The organism is Paraburkholderia phytofirmans PsJN (assembly GCF_000020125.1).
GTDB lineage: Bacteria > Pseudomonadota > Gammaproteobacteria > Burkholderiales > Burkholderiaceae > Paraburkholderia > Paraburkholderia phytofirmans.
Genome location: NC_010681.1, coordinates 3,607,771 through 3,625,705, shown reverse-complemented (window position 1 = coordinate 3,625,705; position 17,935 = coordinate 3,607,771). Strand labels below are relative to the sequence as shown.

Below are 17,935 nucleotides of genomic sequence, written 5' to 3'. Positions count from 1 at the left end.
CGGCTGGCCTGAACGAGGACGAAAAAATGGCCGCTTCTAGCGGCCGTTTTCATCACGTCATGCGGTTCTTCGCGAGCGGTGGATTCGCCGCAAAATAACGCTTGATGCCGGTCATGATCGCATCGGCCATCTTCTCGCGGTACGCGTCGTCGTTCAGGCGGCGCTCTTCGTCCGGGTTGCTGATGAAGGCGGTTTCCACAAGGATCGACGGGATGTCCGGCGCCTTCAGCACCGCGAACCCCGCCTGCTCGACCGAGCCCTTGTGCAGCTTGTTGATGCCGCCGATTTCCTTCAGCACGAAGTTGCCGTAACGCATCGAGTCGCGAATCTGCGCGGTGGTCGACATATCGAACAGCGCGCGGTTCACGGTAGCATCGGCGGACTTGATGTTGATGCCGCCGATCTCATCGGATGAGTTCTCCTTGTTCGCCATCCAGCGCGCCGCGGCGCTCGTGGCGCCATGCTCCGACAGTGCGAACACTGACGAGCCCTTGGCGTCGGGCGTGGTGAACGCATCCGCATGGATCGACACGAACAGGTCCGCGCCGACGCGTCGTGCCTTCTGCACGCGCACGTTCAGCGGCACGAAGAAGTCCGCGTCGCGCGTCATCATGGCGCGCATGTTCGGTTGCGCGTCGATCTTCGCGCGCAGCTTCTTCGCGATGTCGAGCGCGACGTGTTTCTCGTACGTGCCCGAGCCGCCGATCGCGCCCGGGTCTTCGCCGCCGTGGCCCGGATCGATCGCGACGGTCAACAGACGCACCGTGTTGCTCTTGCCGGACTTGGGATTGGTGAACGCGTAGGTGTCGTCGTTGCCGGCGTCGTCCGCGCCCAGCGTGCTGGCGCTGTTGCCCTTGTTGCGGGCGATGGCCGTGGGCGGCGCCACGGGTACAGCAGGCGTGGCCGGCTTGCCGAGGATCGGCGGAGCGGGCGTCGGCGCGACACGCACCGGCGGACGCGGCACGCTCGGTGCGGAGCCGCTGCCGCCGTTCTGCGCGTAACGCTCGAAGAACGCCTCGCTGTTGTCGGCGGTGGGCGGCGTGGTACCGGGGCCGCTCAGCGTGGCGGGCGGGGGCGCGGCGTTCTCTTCGTTGAAGGTCTGCTGCTTGCGTTCCGTCTGCGCGAGCAGATCCATCAGCGGGTCGGGCGCGACCGCGGGGTAGAGGTCGAACACCAGCCGGTACTTGTACGCGCCGACCGGCGGCAGCGTGAACACCTGCGGCTTCACCGAACCCTTCAGGTCGAACACCATGCGCACCACGTGCGGCTGATATTGCCCGACGCGCACCGACGAGATCTGCGGATCGTTTGGCGTGATCTTGGACACGAGGTCTTTCAGCGCCTGGTCCAGATCGAGACCGCTCAGATCGACCACCAGCCGGTCCGGTCCCTGCAGCAACTGCTGCGCGTTCTGCAGCGGCTGATCGGATTCGATCGTCACGCGCGTGTAGTCGCGCGCCGGCCAGACCCGCACGCCGAGCACCGAACTCGCCCACGCGAGACGCGGCGCGACGAGGCCGAGCACCAGCGTGGACGCACCCGCGCGCAGAATCTGCCGGCGCCGCCAGTTATGCGTTGCGGTAGCCGCCGATTCGATCGAGCGGAACGGTTTGATCAACATCTTTCGAGACATGCCTTTCCTGATTCGCTGTATGCCCGTGCGACGAGGACACGGCCGTCGCTTTCATTCTCGTTGTGGTTATCGAGGTCGAGCGAGAAGACAAGATCCGGCACGCCCAGCAGACGCCCCGCGCGCTGCGGCCATTCGACGAGACAGATCGCGCCGCTGTCGAAGTACTCGCGAAAGCCCGCGTCGGCCCATTCGGCCGGATCGGTGAATCTATACAGATCGAAGTGATAGAGCGTGAGTTCCCCAGCGGGCCGCTCGAGCACGTAAGGTTCGACGAGTGTGTAAGTGGGACTGCGCACGCGGCCGGTGTGGCCGAGGCCGCGCAAGGTTGCGCGCACGAGGGTGGTTTTGCCGGCGCCGAGATCGCCGATGAGCTGGACCTGCAGTCCGTAGAACGCCTTGTCGCCGTCCGCACCCGGTGCGTGTTGCGCGGCTTCGCGCACGCTTTCGATCGCCTGCGCGAAGCGCTCGCCGAAGGCCATGGTGGCGGCTTCGTCCGCGAGCGCGAAGGTGCGTTCGAGCAGGACGTTGGCGGGCGGTTGGATCGCGAGATCGGGATTGGCAGGCATTCTCGTAAAATGGCGTGATGAACCGAAGTCCGGAGTCCCCTGTTTCCTGCACGCCTGCGTCTAACGACGATGCGCGTGCCGAGCGTCATTTCGATGAAGCGGCGCTGAAGGCGCTCGCGCTGAACATCAAAACGTGGGGCCGTGAACTGGGTTTCGGAGCGGTCGGCATTAGCGACACCGATCTCTCCGCCGCCGAAGCGCCGCTTGCAGCCTGGCTGGAAGCGGGTTGCCACGGCGAGATGGATTATATGGCGAAACACGGCATGAAACGCGCGCGGCCCGCCGAGCTTGTGGCCGGCACGCGACGTGTGATTATGGCGCGCATCGCTTATTTGCCCGCGCAGACATTGAGCGGAAAGGCGCGCGAAAGCGCTTTGCAGGACGGCCCGCTCACGCAGGACTGGCGCGCAGCCGAGCATGCGCGGCTCGCGGACCCGTCGGCGGCGGTCGTGTCGATCTATGCGCGCGGTCGCGATTATCACAAGGTGATGCGTAACCGTTTGCAACATCTGGCCGAGAAAATCGAAGCCGAGATCGGCGCCTTCGGCTACCGCGTATTTACCGATTCGGCGCCGGTGCTCGAAGTAGAACTTGCGCAGAAGGCCGGCATCGGTTGGCGCGGCAAGCATACGTTGTTGCTGCAGCGTGACGCGGGTTCGCTGTTTTTCCTCGGCGAAATTTATGTTGATGTGCCGTTGCCGACCGACGCCGACACCATGCCCGAAATCGCGCCTGAAACGCCGGGCTCGCATTGCGGAAGTTGCACGCGCTGTATCGGCGCGTGTCCGACTGGGGCGATCGTTGCGCCTTACAAGGTCGATGCACGTCTCTGCATTTCCTATCTCACGATCGAATTGAAGGGCAGTATTCCCCTTGAATTGCGGCCGCTAATCGGCAATCGCGTGTATGGCTGCGACGATTGCCAGCTCGTGTGTCCATGGAACAAATTTGCGCAGGCCGCGCCGGTCGCGGATTTCGACGTGCGTCATGGGCTCGATCGCGCGTCGTTGGTCGAGCTGTTCGCGTGGAGCGCGGACGAGTTCGATACGCGCATGCAGGGCAGCGCGATTCGCCGCATCGGTTACGAGAGCTGGCTGCGCAATCTCGCGGTGGGTATGGGCAACGCGCTGCGTGCCTCGCCCGACAGTTTGAGCGAGGCGGCGCGCGAGGCGATCGTACAGGCGTTGAGAATGCGTATGGATGACGCCTCTGCCGTCGTGCGCGAGCATGTGGAATGGGCTTTGGAAGCGGCGTAAAGTAGCGGCAAACCGGGCGGTGCGTCTAGTGTGCATGGCGTGCCTGCACCCCATGCAGGTACGCTGCCTTGCAATCCCGAACGCCCGCGCCAGTGAGGAGCAGACAATCATGTTCAACGCAGTGATCGATGCGCCGTTCGGCAAGATCGGCATTCGCCTCGAAGGCGAGGCTGTGCGCGAGATCGTCTATCTGCCGGATTCGATGCAGAACGTCGCGCCCGACACGCCGTTGGCGAGACAGGCAGCCGAGCAGATCGAACGATATTTCGAGCGCGCTTCGGCGAAGTTCGAGTTGCCGCTGGCCTCGGTCGGCACCGCGTTTCAGAAGCGCGTGTGGCAGGCCATTAGCGACATTCCGCCCGGCGTCGTGCTGACCTACGGTCAACTGGCGAGGCAACTCGGCAGCGCGCCGCGCGCGGTCGGTCAGGCGTGTGGCGCCAATTACTTTCCAATCGTGATTCCGTGTCATCGGGTGGTGAGTTCGAGCGGCATCGGCGGTTTCGCGAATCACGCAGAAGCGGGTTTCTTCCGCAACATCAAGCGCTGGCTATTGGCGCATGAAGGCATTCCCTACGCATGAGCGATACGTTGATCGACGACGCGGCCACCGCGTCACCTCTGTTCGTCGCCAGCTCGGCATCGATCGATGCTTTTTGCGACGCGCTGTGGCTTGAGCACGGACTGTCGCGCAACACGCTCGACGCGTACCGCCGCGATCTGCGGCTCTTTTGCGAATGGCTCGCGCAGAGCCGCAATGCCTCGCTCGACACCGCGAGCGAGGCCGATCTGAACGCCTATAGCGCGGCGCGGCGGAAAGACAAATCGACTTCGGCGAATCGGCGGCTTTCTGTATTTCGCCGCTACTACGGCTGGGCCGTTCGCGAGCATCGCACCAAGGTCGATCCGACCGTGCGCATCCGCTCGGCGAAACAGCCGCCACGTTTTCCGTCCACGCTCAGCGAGGCGCAAGTCGAAGCGCTGCTCGGCGCGCCCGACATCAATACGGCTTTGGGCCTGCGCGATCGCACGATGCTGGAGTTGATGTACGCGAGCGGCTTGCGCGTAACTGAACTCGTCACGTTGAAGACGGTGGAAGTCGGCCTGAACGAAGGCGTGGTGCGTGTCATGGGCAAGGGTTCGAAGGAGCGGCTGATTCCATTTGGCGAAGAGGCGCATAGCTGGATCGAGCGCTATCTGCGCGAAGCGCGGCCCGCGTTGCTCGGCGCGCGCGCGACCGACGCGCTGTTCGTGACGAACCGCGCCGAAGGCATGACGCGCCAGCAGTTCTGGAACATCATCAAGCGTCACGCCGTGGTGGCCGGCGTGCATGCGCCGCTCTCGCCGCATACCTTGCGGCATGCGTTCGCCACGCATCTGCTCAATCACGGCGCCGACCTGCGCGTCGTGCAACTGCTGCTCGGGCACACGGATATTTCGACCACGCAGATCTACACGCACGTGGCGCGGGAGCGGTTGAAGTCGCTGCATGCGCAGCATCATCCGCGAGGTTGATGCTCGATTCGCGCTTCGCTCAAAGAAACTCGCGCAGCCGGTGCTTGAGAATCTTGCCCGTCGATGCCGCCGGCAATGCGGCGAGCACTTTGACTTCGGCCGGCCGTTTGTATGGCGCGAGACGCTCGCCGCAACAATCGATCAATTCGGCGGGCGTCACCGTCGCGCCCGTAAGCAACTCGACGAACGCGACCACTTCCTCGTTGCCTTCCACCGCGCGTCCGATCACCGCCGATTGCACGACTTGCGGATGCGCGTTCAGCACATGTTCGACTTCGGCCGGGTACACGTTGAAGCCCGAGCGAATGATCAATTCCTTGCTTCGCCCGACGATATGCAACGCGCCGTCCGCGTCCTGCCTTGCGAGATCCCCGGTTTTGAGCCAACCGTCTTCGGTGACGGCCGCACGGGTCTGCTCCAGGCTGCGGTAGTAGCCCAGCATCACGTTGGGGCCGCGCACCCATAGCTCGCCGATGTCGCCCTGCGCGGCATCGATGCCGTCGAGTCCGACGAAACGCACCTCGACGCCCGGAATGACCTCGCCGACGGAGCAATCGCTGCGCGGCGCATCGAGCATGGTGTGCGACACGGTTGGGCTGCTCTCGGTCATGCCGTAGCCGTTGTGCAGCGGCAGACCGCAGACGCTTTCCACCTGCGCTTTCAAGGCGGCGTCGAGCGGCGAGCCGCCCGAATAGGCGAAACGCAAGTGCGGCGCGGACCATGCGTGACCGTGTGTCTGCAGATGTTCGAGCAGTTTGGCGTGCATGGCCGGCACGCCCTGGAAAATCGACACGCGCTCATCGGCGAGGGCGCGGCGCACGGCTTCCGGCGCGAAGCGCGGCACTAGCCGCAAGGTCGCGCCCGCATGCAGGCTGCCCAGACAGACGGACGCGAAACCGTAGACGTGCGAGATCGGCAGCACGGCATAGACGACATCGTCGGGGCCGACTTTGCGCAAGCGGCTCGAGATCGCGGCGATGAACAGCAGATTGCGGTGCGACAGCATCACGCCCTTGGGCGCGCCGGTGGTGCCTGTGGTGTAAATCAACGCGGCGCACTGGCGCTCGCTTGCGGCTTCGACCGGCTCGGCGACGGCCGCGCTGTCCACCGTGTACGACCAGGCGCCGATGTCCGGCGTGAAGGCGGGCGCCTTGGCGGCGTGATGGCGCTCTGCATGCAGCTTGGCGTCGGCCGAGCTTTCCGTGGCGTAGGCGACTATGCGAGGCTGCGCGTGCGCACGGATCGAGTCGAGTTCAGCGGCCGACAGGCGCGCGTTCGAGACCAACGCCCATGCGTCGAGCCGGGCGGTCGCGAACAGCAGCACGATCTGCACGATGCTGTTTTCCGCGACGATCATCACGCGATCGCCGCCGCGTACGCCCCATTCGCGCAGCAGCGCAGTGGCGGCGTCGACGGCCTCCAGCAGTTGCGCGCTGGTGAGGCGGCGCGCATCCTCGATCACGGCGATGTGCTGCGGATCGCGCGCGGCGGCCAGCGCCGGAATGTCGGCGATGCGTTCGGGCAGGGCCGCCAGCAATGCGGGGATGTCGATCGTGGAACGGGTGGGCGAATCGAAGCTCAACGTTGTCTCCTTTGTCGACCGGAGTTCGCGCTTTAGCGCGTTACTCCGGTCCCATGCACTGTGTGCGGTCGACCGGAGTTCGCGCTTTAGCGCGTTACTCCGATCTCATGCAAAGCACTTGCTCCGGTCCCATGCAAGTTTCCCAAAAACAATACGGTGCCCAGCGTACGTCGCGCCGGTATATTTGCGAACGATCGTGCCACAACCGCTGGACCCGCACAATTAGCCGTTCGGCAAATAGCCGTTGTGCAAAGTCGCCATTACAATGCGCCGATGAGCAAATCCAGACACGTCTCCGAAACGCCGGCCACGCAGTTTCTGCGCCGCCATGGCGTCGCTTTCGGCGAACATCCTTATGATTACGTCGAGCACGGCGGCACCGGAGAATCGGCGCGCCAGCTCGGTGTGGACGAGCATCACGTCGTGAAGACGCTGGTGATGGAAGACGAGCACGCCAAGCCGTTGACCGTGCTGATGCACGGCGACCGCACCGTCAGCACCAAGAACCTCGCGCGGCAGATCGGCGCGAAACGGGTCGAACCGTGCAAGCCCGAGGTGGCGAACCGGCATTCGGGCTATCTGATCGGCGGCACCTCGCCGTTCGGCACGAAGAAGCAGATGCCGGTGTATGTCGAGTCGAGCATTCTCGAGATGGACAAGATCTGGCTGAACGGCGGCAGGCGCGGTTTTCTGGTCAGCATCGACCCCAAGGTGCTGACGCAGTTGCTGGCGGTCAAGGCGGTGCAGTGCGCGAGCGTCGATTGACGTTTGCCTGAATGTTTTGCGAGCGCGCGGGTTCGGTAGAATGTGCGCCGCTTTATTCCGAGTTGCGCGCCCTGTTGCGGTTGGGGTATCGAGTTTCAGACCGCCGATCCTTATAAGAGTCCCAGATGCAAAACCTGATCGTTGCTGTCGTTGCCTACCTGATCGGTTCGGTGTCGTTCGCCGTGATCGTGAGCGCCGCGATGGGCCTCGACGACCCGCGCTCGTATGGCTCGGGCAACCCCGGCGCCACCAACGTGCTGCGCAGCGGCAACAAGAAGGCCGCGATTCTCACGCTGATCGGCGACGCATTCAAGGGCTGGCTGCCGGTTTGGTTCGTCGTGCACTACGGCGCGCGTTACGGGCTCGACGAGACTTCGGTGGCGATTGCGTCGGTGGCCGTGTTTCTCGGTCACCTGTATCCGGTTTTCTTCCGCTTCAAGGGCGGCAAGGGTGTGGCGACCGCGGCGGGCGTGCTGCTCGCGATCAATCCGATTCTCGGCGTAGCGACTCTGCTGACGTGGCTGATCGTGGCGTTCTTCACGCGCTATTCGTCGCTGGCGGCATTGGCCGCGGCGGTGTTCGCGCCGATCTTCGACGGTTTTCTCTTCGGACCGCATGTGATCGCGCTGGCGATCGTGGTGATGAGTTCGCTGCTGGTGTGGCGCCATCGCGGCAATATCGCCAAGCTGATGCGAGGGCAGGAGAGCCGCATTGGTGACAAGAAGAAGGCGGATGCGGCGGCGAAGCCGGCGGGAGGGAGCGACGTTTGAACAGTGGTGCTTTGGTGCTCGGTTCCCGGGTGACTTAGTGTCCTAATGGCGACTACTCGGCGCATCGGTATGCGCGGTGTCACGCAGATGCCGCGTGGAGCATACCGGCGACCGCTATGGACAGACGCACGTGCTTGCGCGCCGGCTGTATAGAGTTTGGTGTGCCGTGCTCGGTGCCGAGTTACCCGGCGCTTGACGTTCAGCGCCCGGCACGCCTGTCATACGCGGCGGGACGGGCGAGCGTTCTGCGGCCGCAGTGCGCACGGCTGCCCCTCTCTCAAGGGTTTCGTCGTGAACCCGACTCGCTCCGCTCCGCCGCTCTGGCCGCTCTGCTTCTTCGGGGCGCCTTGGGCGTCCGGTATCAGCAACTCAATCGCGGAAGTTATTGAAGTCGAGCGGCGTGTCGGTCACGTCCTTGCGCAGCATGGCGATCACGCTTTGCAGGTCGTCGCGCTTGCCGCCGGTGATGCGCACCGCGTCGCCCTGAATGCTCGCCTGGACCTTGATCTTGCTGTCCTTCACGAGGCGCACGATTTTCTTCGACAGATCGCCCGACACGCCTTTCTTGATCTTGATAACCTGCTTGACCTTATCACCGCCGATCTTTTCGATCTTGCCGTGGTCGAGGAAGCGCACGTCCACGTTACGCTTGGCCATTTTCGACAGCAGCACGTCTTTGACCTGACCGAGTTTGAAATCGTCGTCCGCGTAGGCCGTGATTTCGTTTTCCTTGTGTTCGACGCGCGCGTCCGACCCCTTGAAGTCGAAGCGCGTTGAAATTTCCTTGTTGGACTGCTCGATCGCGTTCTTGACTTCGATCATGTTCGCTTCGCAGACGACGTCAAACGATGGCATTTTTTTCTCCCAATAGTGCTGCGGTGCGTGACGCAACCGGACGGCTGCTCACGGGGCACTCGCTATAATCACGGACCGGACGTCATTTTACCGACGCCACTCCCTTTTGCCCAAGGCCGCCGCGCATAGTCGCCCGGCGGGGGCCCGAAGCCGGTTGCATCGGCTGCTTTATTGGTTGTTCCATTTGTCGTTTCACGGTTCTTATTCCGATGTCCCAATTCGATTCCGCCGCGTTCATCGCCGGTTTTCCGCTAAAGGCGCACAACACCTTCGGGTTCGATGTGCGCGCGCAGTTCGCGTGCCGCATCGAGCGTGAAGAGCAACTGATGGCCGCAGTGCGCGATCCGCGTGCGGCCGGCCTGCCGCGCCTCGTGCTGGGCGGCGGCAGCAATGTCGTGCTGACCGGTGATTTCGGCGGACTCGTGCTGCTGATCGCGCTGCGGGGCCGCCGCGTCGCGCGCGAGGACAATGACGCATGGTACGTCGAAGCGGCCGGCGGCGAGCCGTGGCATGAGTTCGTCGGCTGGACTTTGGCGCAAGGCCTGCCGGGTCTCGAGAACCTCGCGTTGATTCCGGGGACGGTGGGCGCGGCGCCGATTCAGAACATCGGCGCGTACGGGTTGGAGATGGTCGAGCGCTTCGCGTCGCTGCGCGCCGTGGAGCTGGCTACCGGTGACGTCGTCGAAATGGACGCGCACGCGTGCCGCTTCGGCTATCGCGACAGTTTTTTCAAGCGGGAAGGGCGCGACCGTTTCGTGATCACGTCGGTGACGTTCCGTTTGCCGAAGGTCTGGCAGCCGCGTGCCGGCTACGCCGATCTCGCTCGCGAATTGGCCGCAAAGGGCCATGCCGATACGCCGCCTACCGCGCAGGCGATCTTTGACGCGGTCGTGGCGGTGCGGCGCGCCAAGTTGCCCGATCCGTTGGAGCTTGGCAATGCTGGCAGCTTCTTCAAGAATCCGGTGGTCGAGGCGGCGCAGTTCGAGGCGCTGAAGACCACAGAACCGGAGATCGTGTCATACCTTCAGCCGGACGGACGGGTGAAACTTGCCGCGGGCTGGCTGATCGATCGATGCGGCTGGAAAGGTCGCGCGATGGGCGCGGCGGCCGTCCATGAACGGCAGGCGCTGGTGCTGGTGAATCGCGGCGGCGCGAGCGGGACGGAGGTGCTGGCGCTTGCGAAAGCGATTCAGCGCGATGTGCTGGAACGGTTTGGGGTGGAGTTGGAAGCGGAGCCGGTTTGTTTGTGATGCTCTGAATCGGCTTGTCCGGCGCGTAGACGATAAAAAAGGCGCCGGGAGGAGACTCCCGGCGCCTTTTTTGCGTTTGCGCTTCCGTTTGGGCGCGCGCTTCGCGGCGGTGACGTTCACTCACATGAACTTTTAGCGTTTGCCGAATCACACCTCGTCAGCTCAACTGGCTTGGCATTGCGGCTTGGGCCTGTACCTCGCGGCGCTTAACTTCGCTTACGCGAAGTTCGCCTCACAGAAGCTCCCAGCTTAACCGCGCTGACGGCGCGCGTTCTCCGCAATCCGCATGCGCAGCGCGTTCAGCTTGATGAAGCCGCCAGCGTCGGCCTGGTTGTAGGCGCCGCCGTCATCGTCGAACGTGGCAATGGTCTTGTCGAACAGCGTTTCCTTCGAATCGCGCGCGACCACCGATACGCTGCCCTTGTACAGCTTGACACGTACCCAGCCGTTGACCTTCTCTTGCGTATGGTCGATCAGCACCTGAATCGCGCGGCGCTCCGGGCTCCACCAGTAGCCGTTATAAATCAGCGACGCGTAACGCGCCATCAGATCGTCTTTCAGGTGAGCCACTTCACGGTCAAGCGTGATCGACTCGATGCCGCGGTGCGCCTTCAGCATGATCGTGCCGCCCGGCGTTTCATAGCAGCCGCGCGACTTCATGCCGACGTACCGGTTTTCGACCAGATCCAGACGGCCGATGCCGTGCTTGCCGCCCAGACGGTTCAGCTCGGTCAGCATTTCCGCAGCCGACAAACGCTTGCCGTTGATCGCCACCGGATCGCCGTGCTCGTATTCGATGTCGATGTATTCAGCCTGGTCCGGCGCCTGTTCCGGCGACACCGTCCAACGCCACATATCGGCTTCCGCTTCCGCCTTCGGGTCTTCCAGATGACGGCCTTCGAACGAGATGTGCAGCAGGTTCGCGTCCATCGAATACGGCGCGCCGCCTTGCTTGTGCTTCATTTCGATCGGAATACCGGCCTTTTCCGCGTACGCGAGCAGCTTTTCGCGCGACAGCAGGTCCCATTCACGCCACGGCGCGATCACCTTGATGCCCGGTTCCAGCGCGTAGTAACCGAGTTCGAAGCGAACCTGATCGTTGCCCTTGCCGGTTGCGCCGTGCGACACCGCTTGCGCGCCGGTGGCGCGGGCGATTTCGATCTGACGCTTGGCGATCAGCGGACGTGCGATCGACGTGCCCAGCAGGTATTCGCCTTCATAGATCGTGTTGGCGCGGAACATCGGGAACACGAAGTCGCGCACGAATTCTTCGCGCAGGTCTTCGATAAAGATGTTGTCCTGCTTGATGCCGAGTTGCAGGGCTTTCTTGCGCGCCGGTTCCAGCTCTTCGCCCTGGCCGATGTCGGCCGTGAACGTGACGACTTCGGCGTCGTAATTGTCCTGCAACCACTTCAGGATGACGGAGGTGTCGAGGCCGCCCGAATAGGCGAGCACGACTTTCTTGATATCGCTCATGGTGAACTCGTAGCTGGAAAAAGCGGGAAAACAAGGCGCGCCGGCGGTTCCGGAGCGCGGAAAACCACTATTTTGACACTAAACCACAGGCTGCCCGCGTTTTTGGGGGCGTTGCGGTGTTGAAGCCGGGTCCGCTTACGGCCGGTCGCGGCCGTGGACGCCGGCTCGATGCGCGGCGCTAAACGTGGATGCCTTGCCTCGTATTCAAGGCCCCGTCGCGCTTCACGCAGATGCTGCTCAACTTGCTGACTGAGCGGCCCGCTCAGTGATTCAGCTTGCCGAGCAACAGGTATTCCATCAAGGCCTTTTGCACATGCAGACGATTTTCCGCCTCGTCCCACACGACGCTTTGCGGGCCGTCGATCACTTCCGCGCTGACTTCCTCGCCGCGATGGGCGGGCAGGCAGTGCATGAAGAGCGCATCCGGATTGGCGCGCGCCATCATGTCGGCGTCGACGCACCAGTCGGCGAAGGCTTTCTTGCGTGCTTCGTTTTCGGCTTCGAAGCCCATGCTGGTCCAGACGTCGGTAGTGACCAGATCCGCGCCGGTGCAGGCCTCGTTCGGATCGTCGAATTCTTCGTAGAACGGCGCGCTTTCGGCCGCGACCATGGCACGGTCGAGCTTGTAGCCCGGCGGCGTGGAAAGGCGCAGCTTGAAGCCGAGAATCTGCGCGGCTTCGATCCACGTGTACAGCATGTTGTTGGCGTCGCCGACCCACGCAACCGTCTTGTCGCGAATCGGACCGCGATGCTCGAAGTACGTGAAGATGTCCGCCAGCACCTGGCACGGGTGATATTCGTTGGTCAGTCCGTTGATCACCGGCACGCGCGAATTCTCGGAAAAGCGCTGGAGAATATCCTGGCCGAACGTGCGGATCATGATGATGTCGACCATGCGCGAGATCACTTGCGCGGCGTCTTCGATCGGTTCGCCACGGCCGAGCTGCGTGTCACGCGTGCTCATGAAAACGGCGTGGCCGCCCAACTGGAAGATGCCGGCTTCAAACGACAGGCGCGTGCGTGTCGAATTCTTCTCGAAGATCATTGCCAGCGTGCGATCGTGCAGCGGATGGTAAGTCTCGTAGTTCTTGAATTTGCGTTTCAGAATGCGCGCGCGTTCCAGCACGTACTCGTAGTCTTCCAGCGAGAAATCCTTGAACTGCAGGTAGTGGCGAATTTTCTTGGCGGTCATGAAACAAATACGGCGGTCTCACCCGGCAGGATTGCCGGACGGCGCCGCCGTCGTTTGTGGTAACTCAATGCAGCATAAAGGATTTCGCCCGGTTTGACGAGTCGGCCAAAAGGCTGAGCAAGCTGTCTGAAAGCCTTGTGGAGCCCTCAGACAAGTCTTGTGTGCGCTGCGGAAAAGGGTCCGCTGCGCTATAATCTACGGGTTATCCCAAAGCCCAGCAGGCCAGTATTCCGCTTGGCCGGCCTCGGCTCGCGCGGTTCGGAACGACCTGCTCGCGGTGCGCCGTCATGACGAGCGCCAAAGCGGCTTAGCCGGCTCTTCGCGGTTCTGGTGGTGTGGTTTGCCATCGCGGCATGGTCGGCGAGTTCCGGGAAATTCGGAGCCGTTGCGCCGTCCGTTTTGCCGCCACCCCGCTGGGCAGTCACACAGGTATTCCTACATGGCCGAAGCAGCTCCAACCGAATATTTCATTCAGGGCATCACGTCGAAGGGAAAAAAGTTTCGGCCGAGCGACTGGTCGGAGCGTCTCGCAGGCGTCATGGCCTGCTTCGGCCCCGGCGCAAGGAAGGGGCCGAACGCTTATATGCAGTACTCGTTGTACGTCCGGCCGACCATGATCGGCGACCTCAAGTGCGTGATTCTCGATTCGCGCTTGCGCGACATCGAACCCATGGCTTTCGACTTCGTCCTCAACTTTGCTAAAGACAACGACCTCGTCGTGACGGAGGCGTGCGAACTGCAACTCGAGCACGCCGCGCCGCAAGAGAAAAGGCACGTGATCTAGCGCGAAGCTGCCGGGATCGGCAAAAGCAAAAACAAAAAGCAAAAAACCCGCAGGCAGCGGGTTTTTTTACGCTCTGTCCGTCAGCGATGAGCGCGACGAACTATGCGATGCAGTGCGGATCTGTCGGTCCGAAGCAAAAAAGCCCGCCGAGGCGGGCCTTTCTGTGCAGCGGAAACAGGAGGTAGCCCACCGAAGCGGGCTGACCGGAATTACTGCGCTGCGGACGCTTGCAGACCCTTGATGGCTGCAGCGAGGCGGCTCTTATGGCGAGCTGCCTTGTTCTTGTGAACGATGTTCTTGTCGGCGATGATGTCGATGGTCTTCGACGATGCCTGGAAGATTTCAGCGGCCTTAGCCTTGTCGCCGGCATCGATCGCCTTGCGGACAGCCTTGATAGCCGTGCGGAACTTCGAGCGCAGTGCCGAGTTATGCGAGTTTGCCTTGGCGGCCTGGCGGGCGCGCTTGCGTGCTTGTGCGGAGTTAGCCATGACGGTTCCTTATCCTGTTCCTGTTTCCAGTACCTGACCTTCAAGTGGTGAGGTGCTGCTTTTAGATCGAACTCTTGGAAGCGATTGCCCAAGAGCGCAAAAGTGTCGAAAAAAATCGATCGGACTACGCGAAGGCAGGCCTGTGTTTTCGGGGTGTGCGAAGGTCTTGGCAGGCGCTGTGGCGCCGCTCCAAACCCCGTCCGAAAAATGAGCGAGCTTCGAAACCGGCGATTATAGCAACAAAATCAGGCACGTGGCAACGGGAAAGCGCCAGGAAAGCCTGCCGCCTTGTTACGCAAAGTCCGGCGCCTATTTGGTAGCCATATAGGACAAGGGTGCCGCAGCCCAGGCGGAAAGTGGAGACGGGGCGTATTCGGCGGGTCCAGAACGGCGCGGCCGCGCTACAAAAAAACGCGCCGATTCGTTTATCCGATCGAACGTCCGCGCGGCAAAACGGTCCGAATCGCGTTCCGGCTCGTCGTCCGCACTCGCGGCACCCGTATAATAAGCGCCCCATGAATCTATTCCGAGCCCTGCTGACGGTCAGCGGCTTCACGCTGCTGTCGCGCGTGACCGGACTGGCCCGCGAAACGCTGATCGCACGCGCGTTCGGCGCCAGTCAATACACTGACGCGTTTTACGTCGCCTTCCGTATTCCGAACCTGCTGCGCCGCATCTCCGCCGAAGGCGCGTTCTCGCAGGCCTTCGTGCCGATCCTCGCGGAGTTCAAGAACAGCCAAGGTCACGACGCCACCAAAGCGCTGGTCGACGCCACCTCGACGGTACTCGCCTGGGCGCTCGCGATCCTCTCGCTGATCGGCGTCGTAGGCGCGTCGGGCGTGGTGTTCATCGTCGCCTCGGGCCTCGCGCACGAAGGTCAGGCGTACGCCCTCGCGGTGACCATGACGCGCATCATGTTCCCGTACATCATTTTCATTTCGCTGACGTCGCTGGCGTCGGGCGTGCTGAATACGTACAAGAACTTTTCGCTGCCCGCGTTCGCGCCGGTTCTGCTGAACGTCGCGTTCATCGTCGCCGCGGTGTTCGTCGCGCCGCGTCTCCAAACGCCGGTCTATTCGCTGGCGTGGGCCGTGATCGCCGGTGGCGTGCTGCAATTCCTCGTGCAGCTGCCGGGTCTGAAGAAGATCGACATGATTCCGCGCATCGGATTGAATCCGGTGAAAGCGCTCGCGCATCGCGGCGTCAAGCGCGTGCTGTCGAAGATGGTGCCCGCGATGTTCGCCGTCTCGGTCGCGCAGATCAGCCTGATCATCAACACGAATATCGCGTCGCGCATCGGGCCGGGCGCCGTGTCGTGGATCAACTACGCCGATCGGCTGATGGAGTTTCCGACCGCACTGCTGGGCGTCGCGCTCGGCACGATCCTGCTGCCGAGTCTTTCAAAAGCGCATGTCGACGCCGACCCGCACGAATATTCGTCGCTGCTCGACTGGGGCTTGCGCGTCACCTTCCTGCTGGCCGCGCCGAGCGCCGTCGCGCTGTTTTTCTTCGCGCAGCCGCTGACCGCCACGTTGTTCCACTACGGCAAGTTCGACGGCAATTCGGTGGTGATGGTCGCCCGCGCGTTGTCGGCGTATGGCGTCGGCCTGATCGGCCTGATTCTCATCAAGATCCTCGCGCCGGGTTTCTACGCGAAGCAGGACATCAAGACGCCGGTGAAGATCGGCGTCGGCGTGCTGATCCTCACGCAGCTGAGCAACTATCTGTTCGTGCCGATCTTCGCGCATGCCGGTTTGACGCTGAGCGTCGGGCTCGGCGCTTGCGGTAATGCGTTGCTGCTGTTTCTCGGGCTGCGCAAGCGTGGCATCTATACGCCGTCGAGCGGCTGGCTCAAATTCTTCGTGCAGTTGTTCGGCGCCTGTCTGGTGCTGGCCGGCACGATGCATTGGCTGGCCATCAGCTTCGACTGGATCGGCATGCACAGCCGCCCGGTCGACCGCATGGTGCTGCTCGCGGCGTGCCTCGTGCTGTTCGCCGCGCTATATTTCGGTATGCTTTGGCTGATGGGCTTCAAGTACGCGTATTTCAAAAGGCGAGTGAAGTGATCACGATGACGCGGGTTCTCGACTATTTCAGCACGCTCGTCGCCGAAGATGAGAGTCTTCCGCTGACCGAGGCGGCGCTCTCGCTCGCGCAGGACGCCTATCCCGATCTCGATCTGCAAGGCACGCTCGCCGAGATCGACGAACTCGTGGTGCGCTTGCAGCGACGCATGCCGGACGACGCCGACATCAAGCAGAAGGTCGGCATTCTGAACCGGTTTTTCTTTCGCGAACTGGGTTTCGCCAGCAATCTCAACGACTATTACGACCCCGACAACAGCCATCTGAACGCCGTGCTCAAACGTCGCCGCGGCATTCCGATTTCGCTGGCGGTGCTGTATCTGGAAATGGCCGAACAGATTGGCGTGCCGGTGCGCGGCGTGTCGTTTCCCGGCCACTTCCTTTTACGCGTAACCACGCCGGACGGCGACGTGATGCTCGATCCGACCAGCGGCCACTCGCTGTCCGAATCGGAGATGGTGGAGATGCTGGAGCCATACGTGGCGTCGGCGGGCGAATCGGTGAGCAGGGCGCTGCGCATGCTGCTGCAACCGGCCACGCGCCGCGAGATCATCGCGCGTATGCTGCGCAATCTGAAGTCCACGTATCTTCAGACGGAGCGCTGGCAGCGTCTGCTGGCGGTGCAGCAGCGTCTGGTGATCCTGCTGCCGGAAAGTATCGAAGAAGTGCGCGATCGCGGCTTCGCGTATGCGCGGCTCGATTATTTGCGCCCCGCGCTCGAGGACCTCGAGCGTTATCTGGGCGACCGGCCGGATGCCGAGGACGCAACCGTGGTGGAGTCACAGTTACACGAACTGCGTCAGCGTACTCAGCACGACGACCGCGAATAAAAGCGCGTCCAGGCAAAACGGGTATTGCAACCACGATTCAAAACAAAACGCCTGCACATGAATGCTCATGTGCAGGCGTTTTCCTTTAGCGCGGCTGTTTGTGAAAGTGCGCGCTGTCTGCCAGCTTACTTCGGCTGCATCCGGATCGCGCCGTCCAGACGAATCACTTCGCCGTTGAGCATCGGATTGTCGAAGATCTGCTTGGCCAGCATCGCGTATTCGACCGGTTTGCCGAGACGCGGCGGGAACGGCACCATCGCGCCAAGGGCGTCTTGCACTTCCTGCGGCATGCCGAGCAGCATGGGCGTTTCGAAAATGCCCGGTGCGATCGTCATCACGCGGATCGCGTTGCGCGAAAGGTCGCGAGCGATGGGCAGCGTCATGCCGGCCACGCCGGCCTTGGATGCCGCATAAGCCGCCTGGCCGATCTGACCGTCAAACGCGGCCACCGACGCCGTGTTGATGATCACGCCGCGCTCGCCATTCGCGTTCGGCTCGTTCTTCGACATGGCCGCGGCGGCGAGCCGGACCATGTTGAAGGTGCCGATCAGATTGATCGAGATGGTGCGCGCGAACGCGTCGAGCGGATGGGGGCCGTCCTTGCCGACTGTTTTGACGGCCGGCGCGACGCCCGCACAATTGACCAGACCGCGCAGCGTGCCGAGCTTGGTGGCGGCTTCAACGGCCTGGGTGGCGTCGTCTTCGCGGCTCACGTCGCATCTGACGAACACACCGCCGAGTTCCTTGGCGAGCGCTTCGCCGGCATCCACGTTCAGGTCGGCGAGCACCACTTTGCCGCCGTTTTCGACGAACAGCCGTGCCGTGGCTGCGCCCAGTCCCGATGCACCGCCGGTGATCAGGAAAACGTTGTCACGAATCTCCATGTCTTCTC

17 protein-coding genes are annotated in these 17,935 nt (G+C 62.7%); 9 read left to right on the top strand and 8 right to left on the bottom strand.

All coding sequences use genetic code 11. From position 1 onward, the window contains the following. Window positions 1–52: 52 nt before the first annotated feature. Window positions 53–1,633, bottom strand: coding sequence for an N-acetylmuramoyl-L-alanine amidase (locus BPHYT_RS15970; protein WP_012434178.1), 1,581 nt, complete (start codon window positions 1,631–1,633; stop codon window positions 53–55). Then, complete coding sequence (gene tsaE / locus BPHYT_RS15965) at window positions 1,615–2,199, bottom strand: tRNA (adenosine(37)-N6)-threonylcarbamoyltransferase complex ATPase subunit type 1 TsaE (protein ID WP_012434177.1); 585 nt, start codon at window positions 2,197–2,199, stop codon at window positions 1,615–1,617. Before tsaE ends, BPHYT_RS15970 begins: the two co-directional genes overlap by 19 nt. Window positions 2,200–2,216: 17 nt before the next feature. On the opposite strand from tsaE, the gene queG reads away from it, so the two are divergent. The 3 genes from queG to xerD all read left to right on the top strand — a co-directional run bounded on the left by queG (window position 2,217) and on the right by xerD (window position 4,967). Then, window positions 2,217–3,455 carry a tRNA epoxyqueuosine(34) reductase QueG gene (gene queG, locus BPHYT_RS15960; RefSeq protein ID WP_012434176.1) on the top strand — a complete coding sequence of 413 codons (1,239 nt, stop codon included), beginning with the start codon at window positions 2,217–2,219 and terminating at the stop codon, window positions 3,453–3,455. Window positions 3,456–3,564: 109 nt separating this feature from the next. Next, a complete protein-coding gene (locus BPHYT_RS15955; RefSeq protein ID WP_012434175.1) occupies window positions 3,565–4,035 on the top strand; it encodes a methylated-DNA--[protein]-cysteine S-methyltransferase in 471 nt (156 codons plus the stop codon). Then, window positions 4,032–4,967 carry a site-specific tyrosine recombinase XerD gene (xerD, locus tag BPHYT_RS15950; RefSeq protein ID WP_012434174.1) on the top strand — a complete coding sequence of 312 codons (936 nt, stop codon included), beginning with the start codon at window positions 4,032–4,034 and terminating at the stop codon, window positions 4,965–4,967. Before BPHYT_RS15955 ends, xerD begins: the two co-directional genes overlap by 4 nt. 19 nt (window positions 4,968–4,986) lie before the next feature. On the opposite strand, the gene BPHYT_RS15945 is transcribed toward xerD, so the two are convergent. Then, complete coding sequence (locus tag BPHYT_RS15945; protein ID WP_012434173.1) at window positions 4,987–6,549, bottom strand: class I adenylate-forming enzyme family protein; 1,563 nt, start codon at window positions 6,547–6,549, stop codon at window positions 4,987–4,989. Window positions 6,550–6,822: 273 nt separating this feature from the next. Here BPHYT_RS15945 and ybaK point away from each other — a divergent pair, with 273 nt between their 5' ends. Next, window positions 6,823–7,314, top strand: coding sequence for a Cys-tRNA(Pro) deacylase (gene ybaK, locus BPHYT_RS15940; protein ID WP_012434172.1), 492 nt, complete (start codon window positions 6,823–6,825; stop codon window positions 7,312–7,314). Window positions 7,315–7,439: 125 nt separating this feature from the next. Further along, window positions 7,440–8,084: a glycerol-3-phosphate 1-O-acyltransferase PlsY gene (gene plsY, locus BPHYT_RS15935; RefSeq protein ID WP_012434171.1), complete on the top strand. Its 645-nt coding sequence runs from the start codon at window positions 7,440–7,442 to the stop codon at window positions 8,082–8,084. A gap of 369 nt (window positions 8,085–8,453) precedes the next feature. Here plsY and BPHYT_RS15930 read toward each other — a convergent pair whose 3' ends face one another. Further along, window positions 8,454–8,939 carry a YajQ family cyclic di-GMP-binding protein gene (locus tag BPHYT_RS15930; protein WP_012434170.1) on the bottom strand — a complete coding sequence of 162 codons (486 nt, stop codon included), beginning with the start codon at window positions 8,937–8,939 and terminating at the stop codon, window positions 8,454–8,456. Window positions 8,940–9,148: 209 nt separating this feature from the next. Here BPHYT_RS15930 and murB point away from each other — a divergent pair, with 209 nt between their 5' ends. Next, window positions 9,149–10,189: a UDP-N-acetylmuramate dehydrogenase gene (gene murB / locus BPHYT_RS15925; protein WP_012434169.1), complete on the top strand. Its 1,041-nt coding sequence runs from the start codon at window positions 9,149–9,151 to the stop codon at window positions 10,187–10,189. A gap of 249 nt (window positions 10,190–10,438) precedes the next feature. Here the strand turns inward: murB and BPHYT_RS15920 are convergent, their stop codons facing one another. Both BPHYT_RS15920 and argF read right to left on the bottom strand, forming a co-directional pair. Beyond that, window positions 10,439–11,665, bottom strand: coding sequence for an argininosuccinate synthase (locus BPHYT_RS15920; RefSeq protein ID WP_012434168.1), 1,227 nt, complete (start codon window positions 11,663–11,665; stop codon window positions 10,439–10,441). A 262-nt stretch (window positions 11,666–11,927) separates the two neighbouring features. Beyond that, entirely contained in the window at window positions 11,928–12,857 is a 930-nt protein-coding gene (argF, locus tag BPHYT_RS15915; RefSeq protein ID WP_012434167.1) for an ornithine carbamoyltransferase, read from the bottom strand. 439 nt (window positions 12,858–13,296) lie between these two features. Here argF and BPHYT_RS15910 point away from each other — a divergent pair, with 439 nt between their 5' ends. Next, window positions 13,297–13,641, top strand: a complete 345-nt coding sequence (locus tag BPHYT_RS15910; protein ID WP_012434166.1) for a DUF3579 domain-containing protein — start codon at window positions 13,297–13,299, stop codon at window positions 13,639–13,641. A gap of 209 nt (window positions 13,642–13,850) precedes the next feature. Here the strand turns inward: BPHYT_RS15910 and rpsT are convergent, their stop codons facing one another. Beyond that, window positions 13,851–14,129: a 30S ribosomal protein S20 gene (rpsT, locus tag BPHYT_RS15905; RefSeq protein ID WP_012434165.1), complete on the bottom strand. Its 279-nt coding sequence runs from the start codon at window positions 14,127–14,129 to the stop codon at window positions 13,851–13,853. A 515-nt stretch (window positions 14,130–14,644) separates the two neighbouring features. On the opposite strand from rpsT, the gene murJ reads away from it, so the two are divergent. Together murJ and BPHYT_RS15895 are read left to right on the top strand one after the other, a co-directional pair. Continuing rightward, the gene (gene murJ / locus BPHYT_RS15900) at window positions 14,645–16,195 is read left to right on the top strand and encodes a murein biosynthesis integral membrane protein MurJ (protein ID WP_012434164.1); all 1,551 of its coding nucleotides are present in this window, start codon (window positions 14,645–14,647) and stop codon (window positions 16,193–16,195) included. Between the two features lie 5 nt (window positions 16,196–16,200). Further along, a complete protein-coding gene (locus BPHYT_RS15895; protein ID WP_012434163.1) occupies window positions 16,201–17,043 on the top strand; it encodes a SirB1 family protein in 843 nt (280 codons plus the stop codon). 125 nt (window positions 17,044–17,168) lie between these two features. Here BPHYT_RS15895 and BPHYT_RS15890 read toward each other — a convergent pair whose 3' ends face one another. Next, the gene (locus BPHYT_RS15890; RefSeq protein WP_012434162.1) at window positions 17,169–17,927 is read right to left on the bottom strand and encodes a 3-hydroxyacyl-CoA dehydrogenase; all 759 of its coding nucleotides are present in this window, start codon (window positions 17,925–17,927) and stop codon (window positions 17,169–17,171) included. Between the last annotated feature and the right edge of the window lie 8 nt (window positions 17,928–17,935).